At 37.3% G+C, this 20,206-nt stretch carries 14 protein-coding genes; 7 read left to right on the top strand and 7 right to left on the bottom strand.

From position 1 onward, the window contains the following. Positions 1-4: 4 nt before the first annotated feature. The 4 genes from WQ54_RS27960 to WQ54_RS27945 form a co-directional block, all read right to left on the bottom strand. Complete coding sequence (locus tag WQ54_RS27960; RefSeq protein ID WP_046589559.1) at positions 5-943, bottom strand: ABC transporter ATP-binding protein; 939 nt, start codon at positions 941-943, stop codon at positions 5-7. A gap of 115 nt (positions 944-1,058) precedes the next feature. Beyond that, positions 1,059-2,168 (bottom strand): sensor histidine kinase, encoded by a 1,110-nt coding sequence (locus WQ54_RS27955; protein WP_046589557.1) that lies wholly within the window; start codon positions 2,166-2,168, stop codon positions 1,059-1,061. A 2-nt stretch (positions 2,169-2,170) separates the two neighbouring features. After that, positions 2,171-2,809 (bottom strand): response regulator transcription factor, encoded by a 639-nt coding sequence (locus WQ54_RS27950; RefSeq protein WP_046589555.1) that lies wholly within the window; start codon positions 2,807-2,809, stop codon positions 2,171-2,173. Between the two features lie 240 nt (positions 2,810-3,049). After that, positions 3,050-5,428, bottom strand: a complete 2,379-nt coding sequence (locus tag WQ54_RS27945; protein ID WP_046589553.1) for a polyprenyl synthetase family protein — start codon at positions 5,426-5,428, stop codon at positions 3,050-3,052. Between the two features lie 288 nt (positions 5,429-5,716). Here WQ54_RS27945 and WQ54_RS27940 point away from each other — a divergent pair, with 288 nt between their 5' ends. The 3 genes from WQ54_RS27940 (at position 5,717) to WQ54_RS27930 (ending at position 11,081) form a co-directional block, all read left to right on the top strand. Beyond that, positions 5,717-8,887, top strand: coding sequence for an ATP-binding cassette domain-containing protein (locus tag WQ54_RS27940; RefSeq protein WP_046589551.1), 3,171 nt, complete (start codon positions 5,717-5,719; stop codon positions 8,885-8,887). 491 nt (positions 8,888-9,378) lie between these two features. Further along, on the top strand, positions 9,379-9,582 hold the full coding sequence (locus tag WQ54_RS27935) for a DUF3311 domain-containing protein (protein WP_046589549.1): 204 nt from the start codon (positions 9,379-9,381) through the stop codon (positions 9,580-9,582). Beyond that, a complete protein-coding gene (locus WQ54_RS27930) occupies positions 9,582-11,081 on the top strand; it encodes a sodium:solute symporter (protein ID WP_046589547.1) in 1,500 nt (499 codons plus the stop codon). Before WQ54_RS27935 ends, WQ54_RS27930 begins: the two co-directional genes overlap by 1 nt. 448 nt (positions 11,082-11,529) lie before the next feature. Here WQ54_RS27930 and WQ54_RS27925 read toward each other — a convergent pair whose 3' ends face one another. The 3 genes from WQ54_RS27925 to WQ54_RS27915 form a co-directional block, all read right to left on the bottom strand. Next, entirely contained in the window at positions 11,530-12,384 is an 855-nt protein-coding gene (locus WQ54_RS27925) for a sugar phosphate isomerase/epimerase (protein WP_052738017.1), read from the bottom strand. 724 nt (positions 12,385-13,108) lie between these two features. Then, complete coding sequence (locus WQ54_RS27920; protein WP_046589544.1) at positions 13,109-14,035, bottom strand: DMT family transporter; 927 nt, start codon at positions 14,033-14,035, stop codon at positions 13,109-13,111. 388 nt (positions 14,036-14,423) lie between these two features. Further along, positions 14,424-15,437, bottom strand: a complete 1,014-nt coding sequence (locus WQ54_RS27915; RefSeq protein WP_046589541.1) for a LacI family DNA-binding transcriptional regulator — start codon at positions 15,435-15,437, stop codon at positions 14,424-14,426. Between the two features lie 540 nt (positions 15,438-15,977). Here WQ54_RS27915 and WQ54_RS27910 point away from each other — a divergent pair. Genes WQ54_RS27910 through WQ54_RS27895 form a run of 4 tightly spaced genes read left to right on the top strand, consistent with a single transcriptional unit; the run spans position 15,978 to position 20,156 of the window. After that, positions 15,978-17,276 (top strand): ABC transporter substrate-binding protein, encoded by a 1,299-nt coding sequence (locus WQ54_RS27910; protein WP_046589539.1) that lies wholly within the window; start codon positions 15,978-15,980, stop codon positions 17,274-17,276. A gap of 37 nt (positions 17,277-17,313) precedes the next feature. Beyond that, on the top strand, positions 17,314-18,183 hold the full coding sequence (locus tag WQ54_RS27905; RefSeq protein WP_046589537.1) for a carbohydrate ABC transporter permease: 870 nt from the start codon (positions 17,314-17,316) through the stop codon (positions 18,181-18,183). Then, positions 18,183-19,037 carry a carbohydrate ABC transporter permease gene (locus WQ54_RS27900; protein WP_156178206.1) on the top strand — a complete coding sequence of 285 codons (855 nt, stop codon included), beginning with the start codon at positions 18,183-18,185 and terminating at the stop codon, positions 19,035-19,037. The genes WQ54_RS27905 and WQ54_RS27900 overlap by 1 nt, the downstream gene beginning before the upstream one ends. 60 nt (positions 19,038-19,097) lie before the next feature. Further along, positions 19,098-20,156, top strand: a complete 1,059-nt coding sequence (locus WQ54_RS27895; protein ID WP_046589535.1) for a zinc-binding alcohol dehydrogenase — start codon at positions 19,098-19,100, stop codon at positions 20,154-20,156. The last annotated feature ends 50 nt before the right edge of the window (positions 20,157-20,206 follow it).

Raw genomic sequence — 20,206 nt, 5'->3', positions numbered from 1 at the left:
TTTCTTATTGATCACGTAGCGTTCTTCCTGTTAAGGTTAAAAACACGGTCTCTAAATTCGGGGCTTTTTCTTCTAATGAACGGATTTCAATCTGACTTGCGATAAAATGCTCAATGATTTTGTTTAAGTTATTCACTCCGGTATCCGAGTTGATTTTTATGAAATTTCCCTCCAGGGAAACCGCTTCAACGCCATTAATTTCTTTGATTGGTTCAAAATTCACGTTTTCTGTAGATTTCACTTCAATCCATACGTCCTTCGTATTGGTAATAATCGATTTCAGCTGCTCCTGGGTTCCTTCTGCAATAATTTTCCCATGATCAATAATCGCAATCTTTGTACAGATTTCCTCCACTTCCTCCATATAGTGGCTCGTGTAAATGATGGTACAGCCCATAACATTTAATTTTTTTACAGAGGCAAGGATATAATTGCGGGATTGCGGATCAATTCCAACGGTTGGTTCGTCCATGATAATCAGCTTTGGACGATGAGCAATGGCACATGCAATATTTAACCGTCGTTTCATCCCGCCTGAAAAGCTTTTTGGAAAGCTTTTGTGTTTATCTTGAAGACCAACAAATTCGAGTGCTTCTTCAACACAATCTTTCAGCTCGGCACCACGTAAACCGTATAATCCTGCGAAGAATTTCACATTTTCATAGGCTGTCATATTTTCATAGATGGCTAAGTCCTGTGGAACCATGCCAATATTCATTTTGGCAAAGCGAGCATGATGGGCACTATTTTTTCCAAGAATGTTAATGATTCCTTCATTGCTGCGGAGCAGCCCGGCAATCATATTTATTGTTGTACTTTTTCCGGCACCATTCGCGCCTAGAAAACCGAAAATTTCTCCTTCCGCAACAGACAAGCTCATATTATCGACAGCAATAAAATCACCAAATTTTTTTGTTAAGTTCTTTATTTCTAAAATGTTCATTGGATCACCCTTTAGTAAGTTAGTATAAATAAAGTATAAAAAAAAGAACGAACGCGCATAAGTGCAATCGTTCATTCTTTCATATGAGAAAATTCATATTGTGAGTGTGAAAAAATCATGTTGGAATCGGAAGAAGTGTTGTAACTGAAAATCCACTACTGCCGTCAACAATCATTTTTCCGTTTACAGATGCTGCCCGCTCTTCCATTCCAATGATTCCTAAGCCCTTCTTAATCTTTTCTGTTCCCTTGCCGTTATCCTTAACCTCGACCCTTATCAATTTATTTAATACCTTTAAATCGATTGAAATGAGTGTTGCATCTGAATACTTCATTGCATTCGTTAAAGCCTCAACTACATTTTCATGAATGACTTTCCACTGAATAGGAGAAATAATTTCACTGTTCCCATCATAAGTCAAGACAGCTTTCATCTGCTGTTGCTGGGAATTAAAATGATCCAGCAGCAGCTTCATGCGCTGAATTCCTATTTGTTCTATGGGTGGCTTCAAATTTTTAAGTGTTATTCGAATGTTTTCAATTCCCGCCTTTGAGATGTTAATTGCATTTTGTAAAAGCTTGGTTGCTTTCGACGGATCTGTTTCCATCAGTCGTTTAGCGGCTTCCATTTGGAATAATGATCCTGTCATCGAATGGCCGATTTTATCGTGAATCTCTTGTGAAATTCGGTTTCGCTCCTCCAGCTTTAACGTGTATTCCGATTGGCGTATGTATTCTGTGTTTTCATTGATGCTTCTGGTTAATTTCTGGAGGGATTTTCTCATTTCATCCAACTTCTCTTCATTTTTCATGAGGTTATCACTATACTTGCATATACTGGAAAAAATGATAAAAGAGAGAAGCGCCACTAGCCCATATAACGGTTTCAGTAGTCCATTTAAATACCAGATAGGAATGATGGCTAAAATAAATGCAACAAATTTATAGTAAATAAAACTAGCGGTCAATTCGATAATCGTAAGCGGAAATAGCAAACAAAATAATGGGTCTACAATAAAGTATGCGGCCAATGAAATGCCAATTGATAATAAGTGAAGACCTCTTTTCACATTATTATTTTTAAAAATATACATGGTGATATTCACACAGAAATAAAGGAGTAATGCAAGAACAACCCACGAAATATGTGGTATTTCTGTTTGTACACAATCGACAGCAATATATAAAAGCAATACTAGCTTCGTAAAGATGATCCAATTGTCCATCTTCAGTTCACTTTCCCAGTTAGATAGTAGATAGCAATTTGCGTTCGATGCTCAAGGCCGGTCTTACTTAAAATATTCGTGATATAATTGGCTACCGTGCCTTCAGAGATATATAATTGCTTCGAAATCGCTTTATTGGAATAGCCCTTAGCAATCAAAGACATAATCTCCCGTTCTCTTTCAGTGAAAGGGGTTAGATTGATTTTTGTCGCTGCCTTTTTCTCTGGTAGTAAATTCGACTTGATTTTTTCTAAAATTAAATCCTGAATAATGCTGTTTCCCTTAAAAACACTTTTCATCGCATCACGAATTTGTTCAGGATCATTATTTTTCAACAAATAGCCTTTGGCACCATTTTTTATCGCATCAAGAATATATTCTTCATCATCAAAGGTCGTTAAGATAATCACTTTTGTGTTCGTTTGTGCGGTAATAAGCTTTGTTGCTTCCACACCATTCATATTAGGCATTCGAACATCCAGGAGTGCAATATCGACCTGATGCTTAAGACAATAATGTAATGCTTCCTTTCCGTCGTTTACTGTATCAAGCACTTCAAATTCTTCATACGTAGAAAGAATGATTTTCAAGCCTTCCCGAATAAATGAGTTATCATCGGCAATTATCACTTTTATTTTCATAAAAAAGGGAAGCTCCTTCCACTTCATTAAATATACATATCTATTTGTCAGTATAGCAAAAAATGGGAGGTGGGCAATGGTTTATAAATAGAAATATAATGAGAAAGATTAGTATAAAACAGTCACGAATCGTTCGTTCTAATTCGTGACTGTTTATGTGGAGCCTCTCCGAAACTTCTTCTTTCACAAATACTTTCCACAGCATATAAAACAAAAAAAAGGTGGCGCCATGCACCAACCTTAATGATTCCGATTCAAAATATAATCCATCAAATGCTTCAAAAATGAAGGATTTAGCGGCACATTATCAAGCGATTCAATGGCCAAACAGTAATGCTCCCACAACTCATTTCGAGCTCTATCCTGACCTAGAATTGTCACAAAAGTAGAGTTGTTGTTTTCGATGTCTAGTTCAACAGGCTTTCCTAGAGTTTTTATATCCCCTTCAACATCAAGCAGATCATCTTTAATCTGAAAGGCAATCCCTGCATGATAGGCGAATTTTTTCAACACGCTTATTTCAGCTTCCTCTACTTGGGCAAGGATGGCAGGCATAATAAGTGATGCCTCGAATGCGATGCCCGTTTTATAAAAGCACATCGCATTTAATTGCTTCACGGTCAATTTTTTCCCTTTTGAGTCCAGGTCAATCGCCTGACCTTTACACATAATCTCTGTCACTTCAGTCGAATATTGGATTAATTTCAGAACGGTTTTCGAGTCAAATTGATCAAGTGATGCTTGCTCCCAGATCGCCTTCTGTGTCAGAAACAGACCAGTTAATTCGGCTACGGCAGTATTATAAACATGGTGAACGGTTGGCCGTCCTCTCCGAGTGGCCGAGTTATCTTGGGATGGAAGGTCATCAAAGATTAACGATGCAGTATGCATATATTCCAAAGACCTTAAAAGCGGCATAATGGCTGAATTGTTTAATCCATATTCGTTCACTCCCATAAACCACGTTATGATTGGTCTTAATCGTTTTCCGTCACCGGCCAGACTGTAATTTGCCGCATCAATTATCGTTTCATTGATTTGAAAAGGGTTCTCGGATTTTTGGATTTTCAAGCTATCATTAATCTGATTTCGCACTGTTTCAAGCGTTTCTGAAAACTCTTCCTGCTCCTGCCGTTCCTTTTTCAAGGTTGTAATAATATGATCTCGAAGCAGCTTGTCAAAGAAATCAACGTCAACTGCTTTTTTTACCATTTTTTGAACAACACGCTTAAAAACTGGCTCCCCGGAAGAAAAAAGCTCTATTACTTCGTTGTACTTTTCAATACCCATTCTTTCCTTAAAACGTTTAAGACCGTTTATAGCGCGATCCAAAATAACTTCACAGCTTTTAACATCTGAATCATATACATTATGAATCAGATTCGAGATGACCGTCCAATATAATTCAAATGGATTAATAAGATCTGCTCGTTTATCGTGATATTTCATGTAATAGGTATAGGGAGTTACCGCGCCATCTTTCATATCATCAAACATATCCGCAAAATCATCCGCCAGCTGATTATAAATCCCATAATAAAAAGTCCTGCTTTCAAAGCCCTCATCTTGAGGTGCATTGATAATCGAGCGAGCTATCAAACGGGAAGATGCAGATTTTAATATAACCGGTAAATACAGCTCTTCATTTGTATAAGTATCATTCGATAAATCCTTTACCCGGTCGACTTCCTGAGAATGAAAAAAGACATACGCTTGCTCGAAAAATGTCCTAAACGACTCTGCTTGTTGCTGACTTTTTATATACTCAAAGGCTTCTCGCAGCTCTGAATGAATATACTTGATTAACTCTTCGTTACTTCCCGTCCACGTCCCTAATTCAGGTACAGATTTAGTGAGTAGTGTGGTTCGAATCAAATTAGCAAATTGTTTCTCTTCTTCACAAGACAACACCTTCGCATCTAAGAGATCATCGATAAAAGGATATGTCAGACCATAGCAATAGCCCAGCCTAATTGCTTTATCCAGTTTCTGCTTACGCTTTTCAGGGGGAATCTCATCATCCATCTCTTCAAACACATGCATCAAAACCCCGGCAATGATCTTAATGAGCTTGCGTTGCGCATGATCCGCATCCATACCCTCAGGGATATTAGCAGCTACAGTCTTTAGCTTGTCAAAAAGCCAAATGATTGCGGATTCAATGCCTTCCTTCTGGGACCAACGAAACAGCCATGTTATGCTTATCGTCTCCGTTTTGCTTTCCTTGGCATTCGAGATAGATTGAATCAAATGCTCTTTTAGATGATCGACTGTATTCCGAATGCTTTTTTGTGTTTCTTGTGAATTTAATGCTTTTCCTAGGTCTCGCATGAAAATATAGGAAATGCTGCGATCCAAATAATGATCTAGTTTGCCTGTATAGTTAAGCCATTTAATATAATTGTGAAACCCTTTTGGCCCAGTTTTGTTCTTTCCAGAAAGGAAAGGTAAAAATGGATGCCGAATATGATTTTTTTTCCAGTCATGAAAATCGTTTTTTAGAGTTGAGATATATATTTTCTGTTTAACCTGTGTGAGCAATGATTGATAATACTGAGCCGCATTCTCCTCAGCTTTACGATATATTGAATCTTCATTGTTTATTAAAGTCTCGTTCATACGCTTTGACCTCTACTTTATGTTCGGATTAAAGCATTCGTCTCATTGACATCTTGCAATGGGACAATGTGTTAACTTTGTCATTTTTCTATAATTCTAAAGTAACATTGTTCAATCCTATAATACGTAACTTTCTCTAGTAAGATTCATTTTTATTATTTTTGCTTTTTTTGATCATATTGGTGACTTAGTATAGATATGAGTGGTGATTCGAGAAAAGCACAACAAATTCATATGAAGTTGTGCTAACATGGCAATACTAGTTTTAGAGAAGGGAGAGGATATCCAATGAAAATCAATCAATTAATTGCCAACAATATTAATTGTTTAGATGCCGTCCTGCCGGAAGATCAATCGTTAGGAATTGCTGGATTATCCGGATCTGGTAAAACCACATTTTGTCAAACTATTGGTGAAGAATCCAAGAAGCGTCTCGTTTCCTTATTGCCTAAGGCTGAATATCAGTATTTGTTTCCTAATATAATGGAAACAAATTTCAGTGCCATCAAGATGGAAGAGATGCCTTTAGTTCTTTTTTTAGGGAAATCATCGATTTCTTCTAATCCGCGTTCTACGATTGGCACCCATACCGGCGTTTTTAAAGAGTTACGCGTGCGGCTTGCAGAAAAATTTCATCTTTCCCCTGAAGTATTTTCCTTTAATAATGCATTAGGTTGGTGTCCTGCTTGTAAAGGACGTGGGTCCACCAAAAATGTCGAATGTAAAAAGTGTGAGGGCAAGCGTTATAATCCCGAAGTTGAGCAATATAAGCTAGAATTATGGAATCAGCCACAAAGTATTTCAGATATCAACAATTTAAGCATTGAAGTGATTTATTCCCTTTCAGAGGAATTAACTATTAGCGAAGAGAGACAGCAGATTCTTAAAAATATTATCAATATGAATATTGGTTACTTAACATTAAATCGGATCATGGGTACCTTGTCTGGAGGGGAATTAACAAGGCTTTACTTGGCAGAATTCATGGCAACCAGTGAAAATACCGTGATTATTATTGATGAAATTTCTGTTGGTCTTGATCACCAAAATCTGTTGAAAATTTTACAACAAATTAAACAATTGGGTACTAAGAATCAAATTTGGCTTATTGATCATTCTGACACGGTGCTGGATACTGCTGATGAGCAATTGTTTTTTGGGCCAGGCAGTGGTAAATACGGCGGAAAAATTGTCGAAGAATCACCTCGTCCAAAACCTGTTTTTGTTGAACGAAATGAGGCAATGCCATCAGACTACTATCAGTTTCATGACCTTTACTGTCGTAATATTCAAATGGCTGAAATTCAGATTCCAAAGAATAGACTTGTAACCTTTACAGGTGAGTCTGGATGTGGTAAATCGACTCTTGTAAATGAGTGTATCTCCAAGGATTTTCTGAAGCGATATCCAAAAGACAAACTGGTCATGGTAGGGCAGGACCGAAACCAATCGATTACCAGCCGGTCAACCGTTGCCACGTTTCTCGATATCAAAAAGAAACTCACCAAATACAGAGACGAAATTGATGATATATTTCAGCGCTCAATTGAAGATATTATTGAGGATCTTCCTAAAGAAGACATCGCTCACAAACGCTTGAGTTTACTGATTAAACTGGGACTCGGTTACTTGACGTTGGAAAGAAAAACACAAACCTTGTCGACAGGTGAATTTCAATGTGTTCATTTAGTTTCTGAGCTGTTCTCGAACTCAAGAACCCCCCATACGCTGTTTATTTTTGACGAGCCTTCAAAAGGTTTATCACAAAATATATTAAACCAATTCATTGATAGTGTCAGGGTCATTCTGCAAGATGAAACTGTCTCAATCATGATGATTGAACATAATGCCTATATGCTAGAAAGCTCTGATTTTATCGTTGATTTTGGTAAAAGACAGTTAGAACCTGTTCAACATCTTGATGTTGTCAGTCATGTTGACTATTTTAATCAGCATAACGGGACAAAAAGTATTGCTCCATTGCATATTTCCTCAACACTAGATTCAAAAAATGGCATTAACTACTTAAAAGAAAATCATATTAGCTATTTTAAACATGCAGAAAACGTCTATAAAGGCGGCATCTTGAAAAGCTTATCATCAATGGCGCGTTTGATTTATGGTGAATACGAATCTGAAACAATTGCACCCGTTATCGCCATTGATCTTGAAAGACACTTATATAGCCAGTATAGCTTTCTCTATGAAATTGGTGGACTGATCAACCATATTGTGGCTGCACATCCGACTAATAAAGATACAAGAAGCTTCGATTTCTTTAGTCAAGAAAATCATTGCCCAAGCTGTTCAGGACGTCGAGAAATTGAAAAATTTGATTTTGATGTGGTTATCCAAGACAAATCAGTGCCATTCTGGGACGGCTTATTACATCCAGACGTGATGGAGGTATTAAACTATTATCAGTATCCAAAATTGCAATTCCTATTTGATGAGATAAAGAATGAACTTGGTCAGGATATTAGTAAAAGCTACAATGAGATGACAGAAGCAGAAAGACATACATTTTTATATGGTTATTGGAAAAAGTCATTTTATGATAAAGCAGGCAAGGCTTCGAGAACATGGGAAGGGTTTAATTTAATCATTGGGCGATATATGTTTATTTCGAAATCAATTATTAAAGAGCATATGAAAGCATCAAAAGAAATGATTGTCTGTCCAATCTGTCAAGGATCTGTGCTAAACCACCAGAAAAAACTAGAATTTGGTGGCACAGATATTCGTGAAATTATCCATCAACCTATTGATCAGGTCATAAAAACAGTAGGGAAATTACCGGAACTGGAAAAACTAAAATCACTTGTTAGCGGCGATATTGCACTAACGGCAGATGTCTCCTTACTTCCCAGGGAAACACAAGTATCGCTGAAAATGCTTGAATTAGAACTTGCAAGCTTTGCAGGTTATGAAATGGCATTACAAAATGTTTTACCGTTCTGGGACAGAATCAAAGGCAATATCGAAGCAATAAGCAGCAAAAATCTGATAACAATCTGTGATTTTGCCAATATTAACGAAACTAGAGAAACAATTATTGATAAGTATTTCACTAATGGAAAATACAAAAAACTAACTTATGTCTATGAAGCGTTTGGCTACAAAAAAATTGTTACACAAATTAATAAGATTAAAGCAAGTAATCCATGTCCATTCTGTAAAGGGAAGAAAGTAATTTCAGAAGATGGTCTCCATGATGGCGTGCATAAATTATCAGTACCATGTGTTAGTTGTTATGCAAGTGGCATCAATGATGAAGGTCGTAAGGAAATCGTCGACGGCATAGATGTACAAACATGGCTGACTGGCAAAGTAAGTGAAGTTGTTAAAGAAAGCTTAATAACCGAGGAAGTTGCAGATATTCCAATTTTCAATCGTATTCGTGAGTTGAATAAACGTGATATGATGGCGGTATACCAATGCCTAGAGAGAAATAATTAAACTAGGATGATTAAAACATGCAATATTTAAATATAAGGCTAGATGTCAGGCAGCGATAGAAAACTCATTTGAAAAAGAAGTTACCTTAATTGAAGATAAATTAGAAGTTATACATCAATTTTATAGTTTCAGTCTTAAAACTTTGGCGCCTTAATGGAATCTGAGAGAATCTATTTTCTAAAAGGTTTATAAATCGAATGTAACTAACAACCATCTGTTGTCATATACACTCTGCGCATGTCAAATGTTGTTCGCAACTTATAAAAATAGGATTAAATAGAAATGTGACAGTAAGAAAAAGATCTTATCAGTTAAATCGATAAGGTCTTTTTTAGAGTTGACGTAAAACCTGAAGATTTCTTTTTGTAATCTAGTTTTTTCATTATTTTCCCCATTTTTATACAATTCCCTTGTTTTACTGACTATTAATTGATATTATTATTAAATTATTAATATTCTGAAATAATTTCAATGAAAAAGGGGGATTCAATATGGGCAAAAAATTCATCATGTTAATCTTAGTTGTTTTGCCTTTTATACTTATGCTCGGAGCATTACCATTTGTAAATCGAATTGATCCTATTATTCTTGGTCTGCCATTTTTCCATTTTTGGCTATTTTTAGGGATGCTTATCACTCCAATATGTACGTTTGTAATTTATCGATTACAAAAATCAGAAGGGAGTATTGAATGATGCAAGGAAATTTAACAGCTTTGATCATCACAAGTTTCATTGTTTTATCAGTTGTTTTAATCGGATTTATTGCTGGACGAAATAAAGCGAGCAGGAGCTCAGTGGAAGAGTGGTCTGTTGGCGGCAGACGATTTGGACCATTACTAGTTTGGCTTTTAGTAGGCGCTGATTTATATACGGCTTATACATTTTTAGGGTTAACTAGTACAGCCTATTCAGGCGGGAGTCTTGCATTTTTTGCGATTCCTTATACCATCATTGCTTTCTTTACTTCTTATTTCTATCTTCCAAAGCTATGGAAAGTTTCTAAAAATCGCAAGTTAACAACACTTGCGGATTATGCAAAGGAAAGATTTGATAGTAAGTTTTTATCTTTATTAATCGCAATCGTTGGTGTCTTAATGTTAATCCCTTATATTGATTTACAGTTAGCTGGGATTCAAGATACGCTAACAGTAGCTGGGACAGGGTTTATTAATGTTAAAGTAGTTGTTATTCTATCGTTCTTATTAGTAGCACTTTATACATTCTTTAGCGGTATTAAAGGGCCAACATATACTGCTATAATAAAAGATGTTTTAGTGTGGGTAATTATGTTATTCCTGGTTGCATCACTTCCAATCATCCATTTTGGAAGTTGGGGTTCCATGATGGATAAACTCGTGGCAGAATCTCCGCAGCTGCTAACCATCCCTGCTACAGGACCAAAAAGTTATCCATGGTTTATAACAGCATCATTAGTTTCTGGATTAGCATTATTTATGTGGGCTCATGCTGCAACTGGCGTATTTACTGCTAAGAGTGCCGACGCGCTTCGAAAAAATGCAATCTTTTTGCCATTTTATAATATAGTCTTGATACTTGTTATTTTCCTGGGATTTGTAGCATTCCATATACTGCCAGAAGGAAGCGATCCGCGTTTCGCATTATTAAATTTAATTCAAATGTCTTACGGCGGTGTGGTTCAAGGACTAGCTTATTCTACAATTGCACTAGCTTCGCTTATTCCTTGTTCCATTATGGCAATTGGTGCTTCAAACCTGTTTGCGAATAATATTTACCGCGATTTTATTAATCCAAAGGTAAAACCAGCAAAATTAACGATGATTACCCGTTCAATGGTATTTGTCGTTATTGGACTAGCTTTAATTTTTGGAATGCTATTCCCGACAGCACTTGTATCTCTTCAGCTTCTTGGTGTTTCTGGAATGGTTCAAATTTTCCCGGCAATTGTCTTTAGTCTGTTCTGGAAAAAACAAACGAAAGAAGCTACAATAATGGGCTTAATTGTTGGACTTATTGTTACCTTTACTGTATACGCAACTGGAAAGTCCTTTGGTATTTATGAGGGTTTCTGGGGATTAGTTGCAAATGTCTTAGTACTTGTAATTCTAAATCCTATTTTTGTTAAGAAGACCATGCACAAAACGAATCCAGTAATCGATCAATTGTTTCCCAAACAACAAGTTTCAGATATGAAGTCAGGGAAAGGTGCTTAAAATAGCGGCCATCGAAAGGATCAAATCTAATGCTATTAGAAAATGAAGTAATCTGATTAACAAGGAAAAAAGAATTTCCTTAAATCTACTTACCTTTATACATCAAGTTATTTTAAGGCAATGGAATATGTTTGACCACATATTACCCATTGCCTTTTAAACTTGCTTCTTTGAATTTTCGTTCCGTTACTTCTTACATGATTAAATGCTCTAAACGGTCTGCTGCTATCTTTTTGCCTATTTTCCATCACATGGAAATCCCTTAAAGACTGAATTCTAATTCTGAGAGCTTGGCTTTCATGCGATTTTATAGTTTTAAAAAAACTAAAACCCCGCAAGTTTTTGGTTCTGTAAAGCGGAAGCCCTCAAATCATCCGCATCAAAACGAGTCTTTGTTTCATATAGTTATGCTTATTTCTCCAAAAAAGCATGTATAATCTTGAAAAAATTAACTAGAAACAAAGGAGCTTTCCCGAGACACTCTATCCCAAGCTTCTTCTAGTATTCTTTTAAAAACAAGTGCCTGTTCCCAACGATCTGAAATTTCTTTCGGAGAGAGAGTTGAATATTGGGTAATTGAATAGTCTGGTGGGCCAAGCTCACAGACAAGAGGGAGAACATCGCCCGGTTTTGCCTCTTTCAACCAATATGACATTCCCTTTTCCCACCAACCAACATATCGTTCCGTCATTGGATGTTTTCCCTCTGGACCAATATCTACCTGAATCTGCTGCCCGTTAGAAACACGTGCATGTATAGAGGAAGTCCTCTTTAAGAGTACATCAAAACACTCTTCTGCTTTCTCTGAATAGCAGCCTTCTCCAGCTAAAACATAATGGGAAAAATCAATGGTTAATCGTAAGTCAGGAATTGCATTTACATATTGTACTGTCCGAATTAAGTCCTGGGTAATCCGGCCTCGATGTGTTTCAACAAAATACTGGATATTTTCTCTTTTTGCTTCAGCAACAAGATCCTTTAACAGAAGGATTGCCTCATCACCGATGGTGAAATCATCCATTACTTGTGAGTTAATATACTGAACACCAAATTCCTTTGCCTTTTTAATCAATGGTTGAAGATCTTCTTTTTTAGCAGGAAAGGAATGAATCCCGAAACTAAATTGGTATTCATCAAGGAGTCGCCTCCACTTTTCGGCCTCATGATCCTCAGGAAGAGAACCCATGATACCAGTAAAGCCTGCTTCCGCTATCTTTTCAAACTTTTCTTCCATTGTCCATTCCCTAGTGCCGTTTCCTAAACCGATCATCGCCCACCATGATTGTTGGATATCTATTTTCAACCTTCCATCCCCTTTGCATTCATTTTTCTAATTAAACTGCTGTATTTTCGTTAACCAAATAATATAATAGTTGACCATTCTTGTGTAACGCTTTAAGGGTTCTTACCTTTTAATAATTATCTAATAATAGATTCGTTACCCAATATTTGGTCTTCATTTCTATATGATATTGTAATAATCTTCTAATCATTGTAAAAGTAACAATACAGCTAAAAAGTATAACAATCCTGCTAAAATTATTTCACTTGTGATAGATGAATAGGACAAAGCATGTAACCATGTATGGTTTAAACACTACAGAAAAACTTTCAATATTCTTTGATCTACTTTTAATAGATGTGAAATTTAATAGTTAATCTAAGGTGATTCTTTTTAATTGATAAAATCAACTCGATGATCAAATGATTGTTGCACCAAACTAAAAGGAATTTGTAATAGAAGTACTTAAGAGTATAAGAGAGATCGTAAAGGAAAGGCAGCCTCATATACAGGTGAAGTTGCCTTTATTGTTGTTTGGTTTTTCAACAGCGGGTATTTTCTAATAACCATTGTTATGATCACTGACTTTTCTGGAGAAGAATGGAACCGACACTGGAATTCTTGCTACAGCTGAGGTATTTGCCTTTTTAAAGAAATAATTTAGATTGGCAGAGGTTGTTTAATCTGATTGAGTGTTTCCCAACTCTAATTCAACTCAGCTTTAGTTGGATTTTTAGCGCTCTTCCTAAAGTCTTTTTATCTTGAACAGGCTCCATAACATAGGCACAAGCTGCCCATTAACAATAATTACTCCTATAATGATGATGATTCCTCCAGTAACACTTATGAGGAAAATTTTTTCTTGTAAAAGGAAAACAGCGGCAATTAACGTTGTGATGGGTTCCAAGTAGAGGAACATAGAAACCTTTGAAGCCTCTAACCCTTCAAGTGCCTTTCCCCAATACCAATAGGCAATGCCGGAAACAAAAACCCCAAGAAATAATAAATGGGCCCACTCCGTATTGGTTAGCAGAGATAGAGATTCCCAGCCTCTGTTGCGAATGAGAAAAGGTGTGGTTAAAATCAAACCTAGTAAACACATGTAAAACGTGACTAAAAGTGGGGGATAAGGAATCCTTAAGCTTTTTAGCAGCACTGAATAAACGGCCCAGTTCAATGTGCTTAAGATCATAAGAAAGAAGCCTATATTCATTGCAAACTCAAAGGATTGTCCGCTTCTTGTTGTGGTGACAAGCAAAACCCCTGTTATCGCCAGTATCATTCCTGACGCTTTTATCATACTTATTTTTTCATTCAAAAAAAGAATGGACAAGATGACTGTAAAGATGGGAGAAAACGAGATGAGCCAACCAGCAGAAGAAGCATCAATCGTTAACAAGGCTGTCGCTTGGAGGACCTGATGAACAAAAACCCCAAGAATGCCTAACACAATTAAATGTGGTATGTAGGTAATTGAGACTTTTAGACGGATCCGCTGCACGAGTAGAAGTAATAGCAAAAATAAAGATCCTATTCCAAATCGAAGAACAAGTAAGGAATAGGGATCAAGCTTTCCTAGTACTGCCTTGGTCGATACAAAAGAGACTCCCCAAAAACTAATCGACATCGTCGCATAAAGCGATGAAGTTAGCTTCGACTTTAAATAAGCCATGAACATTCCTCCTTAGCAGAAGCCTGTTATTCCATCCTATGCTTGTCTTGCTTGATAATGAATATTACTTTTAGCACCAAGTGCCCGCCCGCAAAGATTCTATCGAGGGATATAGTCAGGACCTTATTTTTATCATAATTGGTTACTTGCGTTTGAAGAGAGGAAAGTCCCGGAAAAGCTGTCTCTCCTTTATTATGGAAATGACGTTAAAATATCATACCGAACAAAAAAATAGGTACATTCAATTCTTCATCATGCATGAACACAATTATTATGGCTAACAATTGGCAATAAAAAATGACTTCAGTATAATACGAAGTCACCTCTTATGTGCTTAACCTCTTTATGAATGGAGATAGTTCATAAAGAGGGAATATATCTTTTTCACCTATTTTTTTAAGACTGAATATTGAATAATTTTTTCAGTTTTAATAATCGTTTGTGCTGGCAGGTTCTTATTATCTTTTATTTTCGAAAAAAGGATGTTGGCTCCAGCCTCGCCAAGTTTTCTGACTGGAATTTCTATACTGGTCAGGGAAGGGGAAAGAAATGGTGTGTGGCTGGTGTTGCTGTAGCCCACAATGGATATCTCTTTCGGAATGTTGATCCCTAGATCCGAAGCGGCTTGATATAAACTAATGACTTTTAAGTCATCGGTCGCAAGTACAGCTGAAGGGCGGTGATCCGATAAAAGCAGCTGTTTCGCTGCCTTACTTGCCGTTTCAACCGAATAGCCGCTGTCTATCATCCATTCTTTTCGCAGCTGCAAATCATGATCCTGCATACAGGTTTTAAAGCCTTCAAGCCGGTCGATGGAAACATGATAGTCCAATGGTGAATGTAAACAGGCAATGTCCGTATGACCCTGCTCAATTAATAATTCGGTTAAATGATAGCTGTCTTGAAAGTTGTCAGTATCAACAGAATATATATTTTGATAATTACCTTCAACTTTTCCAATAACAACGATCGGTATATTAAAAATGTCCAGTTGTTTAAAAAAATCTTCATTCGCTGGCGAACTTAAAATAATGATGCCCTTGATCAATTTATCTTTAATTTTTGCCAAGCACTTATTGAGTTCGTCATGACTATTTTTAGCGGTTTGCAAAATCACATCAAAATTTTCTTCTTCTGCTTTTTCAGCAATCGTTTGTAAGATATCGGAGAAAAATGGATTGTTTGCAGTGGTTTTTGCAGACCGGGATAAAACCATGATCGCATCAAATCCGATCGAAAGGGCTCTCGCCCGTTTACTCGGCTGGTAATTCAGCTGTTCTATTGCTTTCATAACACGCTCACGTGCTGCATCTGATATATTTGTTTGGTTATTAAGCACTCGGGACACCGTAGATTTTGAAACATTTGCTACCCGGGCTATATCATAAATGGTATAACTCAAAAAACTCCCTCCTCTTTAAATGGAATTGATCTATAGGGTGCTTTAAAATGTAAATCAAAAATATGTATTCGTTTACAATATTTATAGCAATTTGAATAAATGTTTATAAAAAGTGGGAGCAATATAGCTTAAATTATAGTAATGAAATTTGAATTCATCAACTTATTTTTTGTAAGTAGAGATTTTAAGTGTTAAAGCTGATTATTGAAATATCATTTCACATTTAGGTTGACAACTATTCTTATTTGTAATATATTTACCTCGTGGGAGCGGTACCACAACCAAATCTATAAATCTTAATTTTTTTGAAAAGTTTTGGGAGCGGTACCATAAAATTTGTTTTATTACAGTTTAATACGGAAATGTATATTTTTTTGTTCATCCGTGGGAGCGGTACCACAAATGAGGGAAGAAATTTAAAGATTGATCATCTTAAAACTTCTTCTTAAGAATGAACAAACTAAGCTTAGACTGGTCTTCAATGTATTCATATTAAAAAGAATCTGGCGCAAATTAATCAGGTGATGGGGAGGAAAAAACATGATAAATAAAGGGCTTTATATAGTGATGCTGCTGCTTTTAACGTTTGCTTTAACAGCGTGCGGCGCAGACAAAGAGAACAGCGGAAAGACAACGATAGAGTTCATGCATTCTTCTGTTGAACAAGAGCGTTTGGCTGTTATCAATGAATTGGTTGCAAAGTTCGAAGAAGAAAATCCTGATATTAAAATCAAACAGGTGCCGGTTGAGGAAGATTCTTATAATACCAAGATGGTAACATTGGCAAGTGCCTGGAAACTTCCTGCCGTCCTTGAAGTTGGACAGGACTTTGCAAAGGTTCTGGATAAAGAGCAATTGATCGACCGAAAGTCGGTTAATACAGTGTTAGATACGACAGGCGAAGACAACTTCTATGAAGGTGCATTGAAACTAGTAAAAACTGAGAACGGAAAAGGCTTTACAGGTGTACCTATCAGCGGCTGGGTTCAAGGTATTTGGTATAACAAAGAAATGCTGGCTGCAAAAGGGTTTGAAGAGCCACAGAATTGGGACGATGTGTTAGCAATAGCTAAAGCGTTTACAGAACCATCTGACAAAAAGTACGGAATTGCGATTCCAACGGTTGAAGGCGGTTTCTCTGAACAGGCATTCTCCCAATTTGCCTTATCCAACAATGCCAATATCCTTGATGCGAAAGGGAAGTTAGATATTAACTCTAAAGAAATGAAAGACGCCTTATCTTTCTATAAAGAATTAGCGAAGTACACCATGCCAGGATCGAACGACGTAACCGAAGTAAAGGACGCGTTTATGAACGGTTCGACACCAATGGCTGTTTATTCAACTTATCTTCTTCCTTCTGTTTTTGAAGAAGGAGATGCAGACAATATTGGCTTTGCGATTCCAACGCAGGAAACAAAAGCAGTATTCGGAACCGTATCTGCGTTAACGATTTCAACGGATCTAGAAGAGGAGAAAAAACAGGCAGCTCAAAAATTCGTAGAATTTATGGCTCAGCCGGAAAACATGACGAAATGGGTATTAATGTCTCCGGGAGGAGCACAACCTGTTAACAAGCTTGTAGTTGATAATGAAATGTATCAAGCAAATGAGGTTGTAAAAGCCTTTGGTGAACTATCAACTGAAATTGCTGCGTCATATAACGATATTCAAGTGTTTGGATTGGTCGATGGAAAGAATTTCTTGAAAATGGGTGATATCACCAGCTCTGGTGCCATCCCGCAAATGATTAATTCAATTACAGTTGGCGGCAAAAGCATTGAAAGTGAATTAAAAAAAGCTGAAACAACGATTCAAGAAATTTTAGAACAAAAATAATTTTGAATGAATGATTTCTTCGTTAAGGAGGGAGAACATGAAAGCGATAAAAAAGGAAAAAACGGATTTAAAATTGGCGATTGTCCTACTGTTTCCAAGTATGTTTTTAATCCTGCTGCTGGTTGCCTATCCGATGCTTTCGAATATTCAACTAAGCTTTTTTGATCAACCGATAAACCCAAGGCTTAGTGCTGCCTTTGTTGGCATAAAGAATTATACAGACATTTTAACTGATGGGGCGTTTTTAACATCATTGGGTATTACTCTTTTGTATATGATTCTCGCAGTTGCCGGGAGTACAGCTTTGGGCTTGGCTGTAGCAATCTTCTTTAACCGGCCGTTCAGGTTCCGCAAACTTGCCCGTTCACTGATTATCTTATCTTATGTAACTCCATCCATCTCATTGGTGTTTGCATGGAAATACATGTTCAATAACAGCTATGGAATGATCAACTATTTGGGAGTAGACGTTTTCGGCATATTTGATCAAGCGCCGCTTTGGTTTGATAAGCCGATAAGCAGTTTTATTCTTGTTGTTTTATATGCCATTTGGAGATATTTCCCTTATGCGTTCATTTCATTCTTAGCGATTTTACAAACGATCGATTCAACCTTATATGAAGCAGCTGAAATTGATGGTGCATCTGCTTGGCAAAAGTTTAAAATTGTGACCCTGCCAGCAATCATGCCGGTGTTAATTACAGTTGTAACGCTGCGTTCTATCTGGTTGTTCTATATGTTCACCGATGTCTATCTGCTGACCAATCAAGTGGACATTCTCGGTATTTACCTGTATGAAACAGCGTTTGCCTTCAATGATCTAGGTAAAGCAGCTTCGATTTCTGTGATTCTGTTTATTATTCTTTCTATTGTTATTATTGCAACACGAAAGCAGGTGAAATACTGATGGCAATGGCTAGCAATAAAAAAAATAAGCTTACGAGAAAGGTTGGTTTTTACACCGGTCTCATTTCGCTGTTAACGGTATGTTTATTTCCATTTTTTATTATGTTGATGACTTCCTTTAAATCTGCACAGGAAGCTGTTTCGATCAGTCCTACCATCCTGCCGACAGAATGGACGTTTAAACATTATATTGATATTTTCAACCCGGATATTTTTCCGTATATCTCTTATTTTAAAAATAGTTTAGCCGTTTCCCTTACGGCGTCAGCTATCTCAGTGTTAATTGGAATCTTTGGTGCATATGCCTTATCACGATTGAGGTTTATCGGGAGAACAACGATTAATGCTAGTTTTTATACCGTGTATATGTTTTCCGGGATTCTGCTCGTTGTTCCGTTGTTTAAAATTATTTCCGGTCTTGGCTTATACGATACGAAAACAGCACTCGTCATTACGATGATCGTACAGACATTGCCAACCGCGATTTTTATGTTAAAAAGTTATTTTGATACGATTCCGGATGACTTGGAAGAAGCAGCAAAAATTGACGGCTTGAACAGGATTCAAATTATATTCTATATCATTATTCCTTTATCGATATCGGGGATTATTTCTGTGTTTGTTTATTCATTTATGGTTTCCTGGAATGATTTCTTGTTTGCTTCGATTTTCTTATCTGATTCGGTAAATTTCACGTTGCCAATTGGTTTAAATACATTGTTCAGCACACCGGAGTATGTATGGGGAAGGATGATGGCCGCGTCGCTTGTAACGGCTTTACCAGTCGTTATTATGTATGCCATATCTGAAAGTCTGATCAAGGGCGGAGCAACAGAAGGCGGAGTAAAAGGATAAAGGAAGCGGGGGTTCCTACCCCCACCTGAAAAATACTAATTAAAAAAGAGGTTGTTTACTATGAAAAAACTTATTGCTGCAGCACCTAGAGTGGCTGCTTTAGTGGAATATGAAGATCGTCCTTTAAAAGGGAACGAAGTGAGAATTGATGTAGAGTTTGCTTCTCCAAAGCATGGCACAGAGGTCATCGACTTTCGTGGAATGACTCCATTTATGGATGAATATTTCGATGAAGAATGGCGCATGTTTATGCCACGGAAAGAAGGAGCAGCACCTGGGATTGTGTTCGGTGAATTCCAGCTTGGAAACATGGTTGTCGGAAAAATTGTCGAAAAAGGCAGCGAGGTAACGGATTATCAGATTGGCGAAACGGTTTGTTCATATGGGCCAATCATGGAAACGGTGATTGTAAATGGTGTCGATAATCATCGACTGCGCAAGATGCCAGAGGGCGGAAAATGGCAAAATGCTGTCTGCTATGATCCGGCTCAATTTGCTTTAAGCGGTATACGTGATGCGAATGTTCGTGCTGGGGACTATGTAGTTGTTGTCGGCTTGGGCGCCATCGGCCAAATTGCAATCCAGCTTGCAAAAAAAGCAGGGGCAAGCATCGTTATCGGTATAGATCCAATAGAAAAACGCCGTGATATCGCCCTTAGAAATGGAGCGGATTTCTGTCTGGATCCAATCTCCACTGATGTTGGATATGAAGTGAAAAAGCTGACGAACAAGCTTGGAGCGGATTCGATCATTGAAACAAGCGGAAATGTCGCAGCCCTTCAAGCTTCGCTAAAAGGAATTGCCTATGGCGGAATCATTTCTTATGTGGCGTTTACGAAGCCATTTCCAGAAGGACTGAATTTAGGCCGTGAAGCTCATTTCAACAATGCAAAGATCGTCTTTTCACGTGCGGCGAGTGAGCCAAATCCGGATTATCCGCGTTGGAATCGCAAGCGCATTGAAGATACGTGCTGGGACTTATTAATGAACGGCTATTTGAATTGCGAGGACATTATTGATCCAGTTGTCTCTTTTGAAGAGTGTGCGGAGTCCTATATGGAATTTGTGGACCACCGTCCGGAGCTAAGCATTAAGATGGGGATTCGATATACAAAGTAATTCAGCGGTGCCGTCCCGCTCTGGATGGCTTCTAAAATATCACCGAGGAG

Source organism: Bacillus sp. SA1-12, from assembly GCF_000981385.1.
GTDB lineage: Bacteria > Bacillota > Bacilli > Bacillales > Bacillaceae > Metabacillus.
This window is presented reverse-complemented; position numbering and strand designations above follow the sequence as displayed.

Bases quoted from the DNA above. Each gene is read 5' to 3' on its own strand.
- WQ54_RS27935 (WP_046589549.1), top strand. From the start codon at position 9,379: ATGGGCAAAAAATTCATCATGTTAATCTTAGTTGTTTTGCCTTTTATA.
- WQ54_RS27945 (WP_046589553.1), bottom strand. From the start codon at position 5,428: ATGAACGAGACTTTAATAAACAATGAAGATTCAATATATCGTAAAGCT.
- WQ54_RS27920 (WP_046589544.1), bottom strand. From the start codon at position 14,035: ATGGCTTATTTAAAGTCGAAGCTAACTTCATCGCTTTATGCGACGATG.
- WQ54_RS27955 (WP_046589557.1), bottom strand. From the start codon at position 2,168: ATGGACAATTGGATCATCTTTACGAAGCTAGTATTGCTTTTATATATT.
- WQ54_RS27900 (WP_156178206.1), top strand. From the start codon at position 18,183: ATGGCAATGGCTAGCAATAAAAAAAATAAGCTTACGAGAAAGGTTGGT.
- WQ54_RS27895 (WP_046589535.1), top strand. From the start codon at position 19,098: ATGAAAAAACTTATTGCTGCAGCACCTAGAGTGGCTGCTTTAGTGGAA.
- WQ54_RS27940 (WP_046589551.1), top strand. From the start codon at position 5,717: ATGAAAATCAATCAATTAATTGCCAACAATATTAATTGTTTAGATGCC.
- WQ54_RS27910 (WP_046589539.1), top strand. From the start codon at position 15,978: ATGATAAATAAAGGGCTTTATATAGTGATGCTGCTGCTTTTAACGTTT.
- WQ54_RS27905 (WP_046589537.1), top strand. From the start codon at position 17,314: ATGAAAGCGATAAAAAAGGAAAAAACGGATTTAAAATTGGCGATTGTC.
- WQ54_RS27930 (WP_046589547.1), top strand. From the start codon at position 9,582: ATGCAAGGAAATTTAACAGCTTTGATCATCACAAGTTTCATTGTTTTA.
- WQ54_RS27950 (WP_046589555.1), bottom strand. From the start codon at position 2,809: ATGAAAATAAAAGTGATAATTGCCGATGATAACTCATTTATTCGGGAA.
- WQ54_RS27960 (WP_046589559.1), bottom strand. From the start codon at position 943: ATGAACATTTTAGAAATAAAGAACTTAACAAAAAAATTTGGTGATTTT.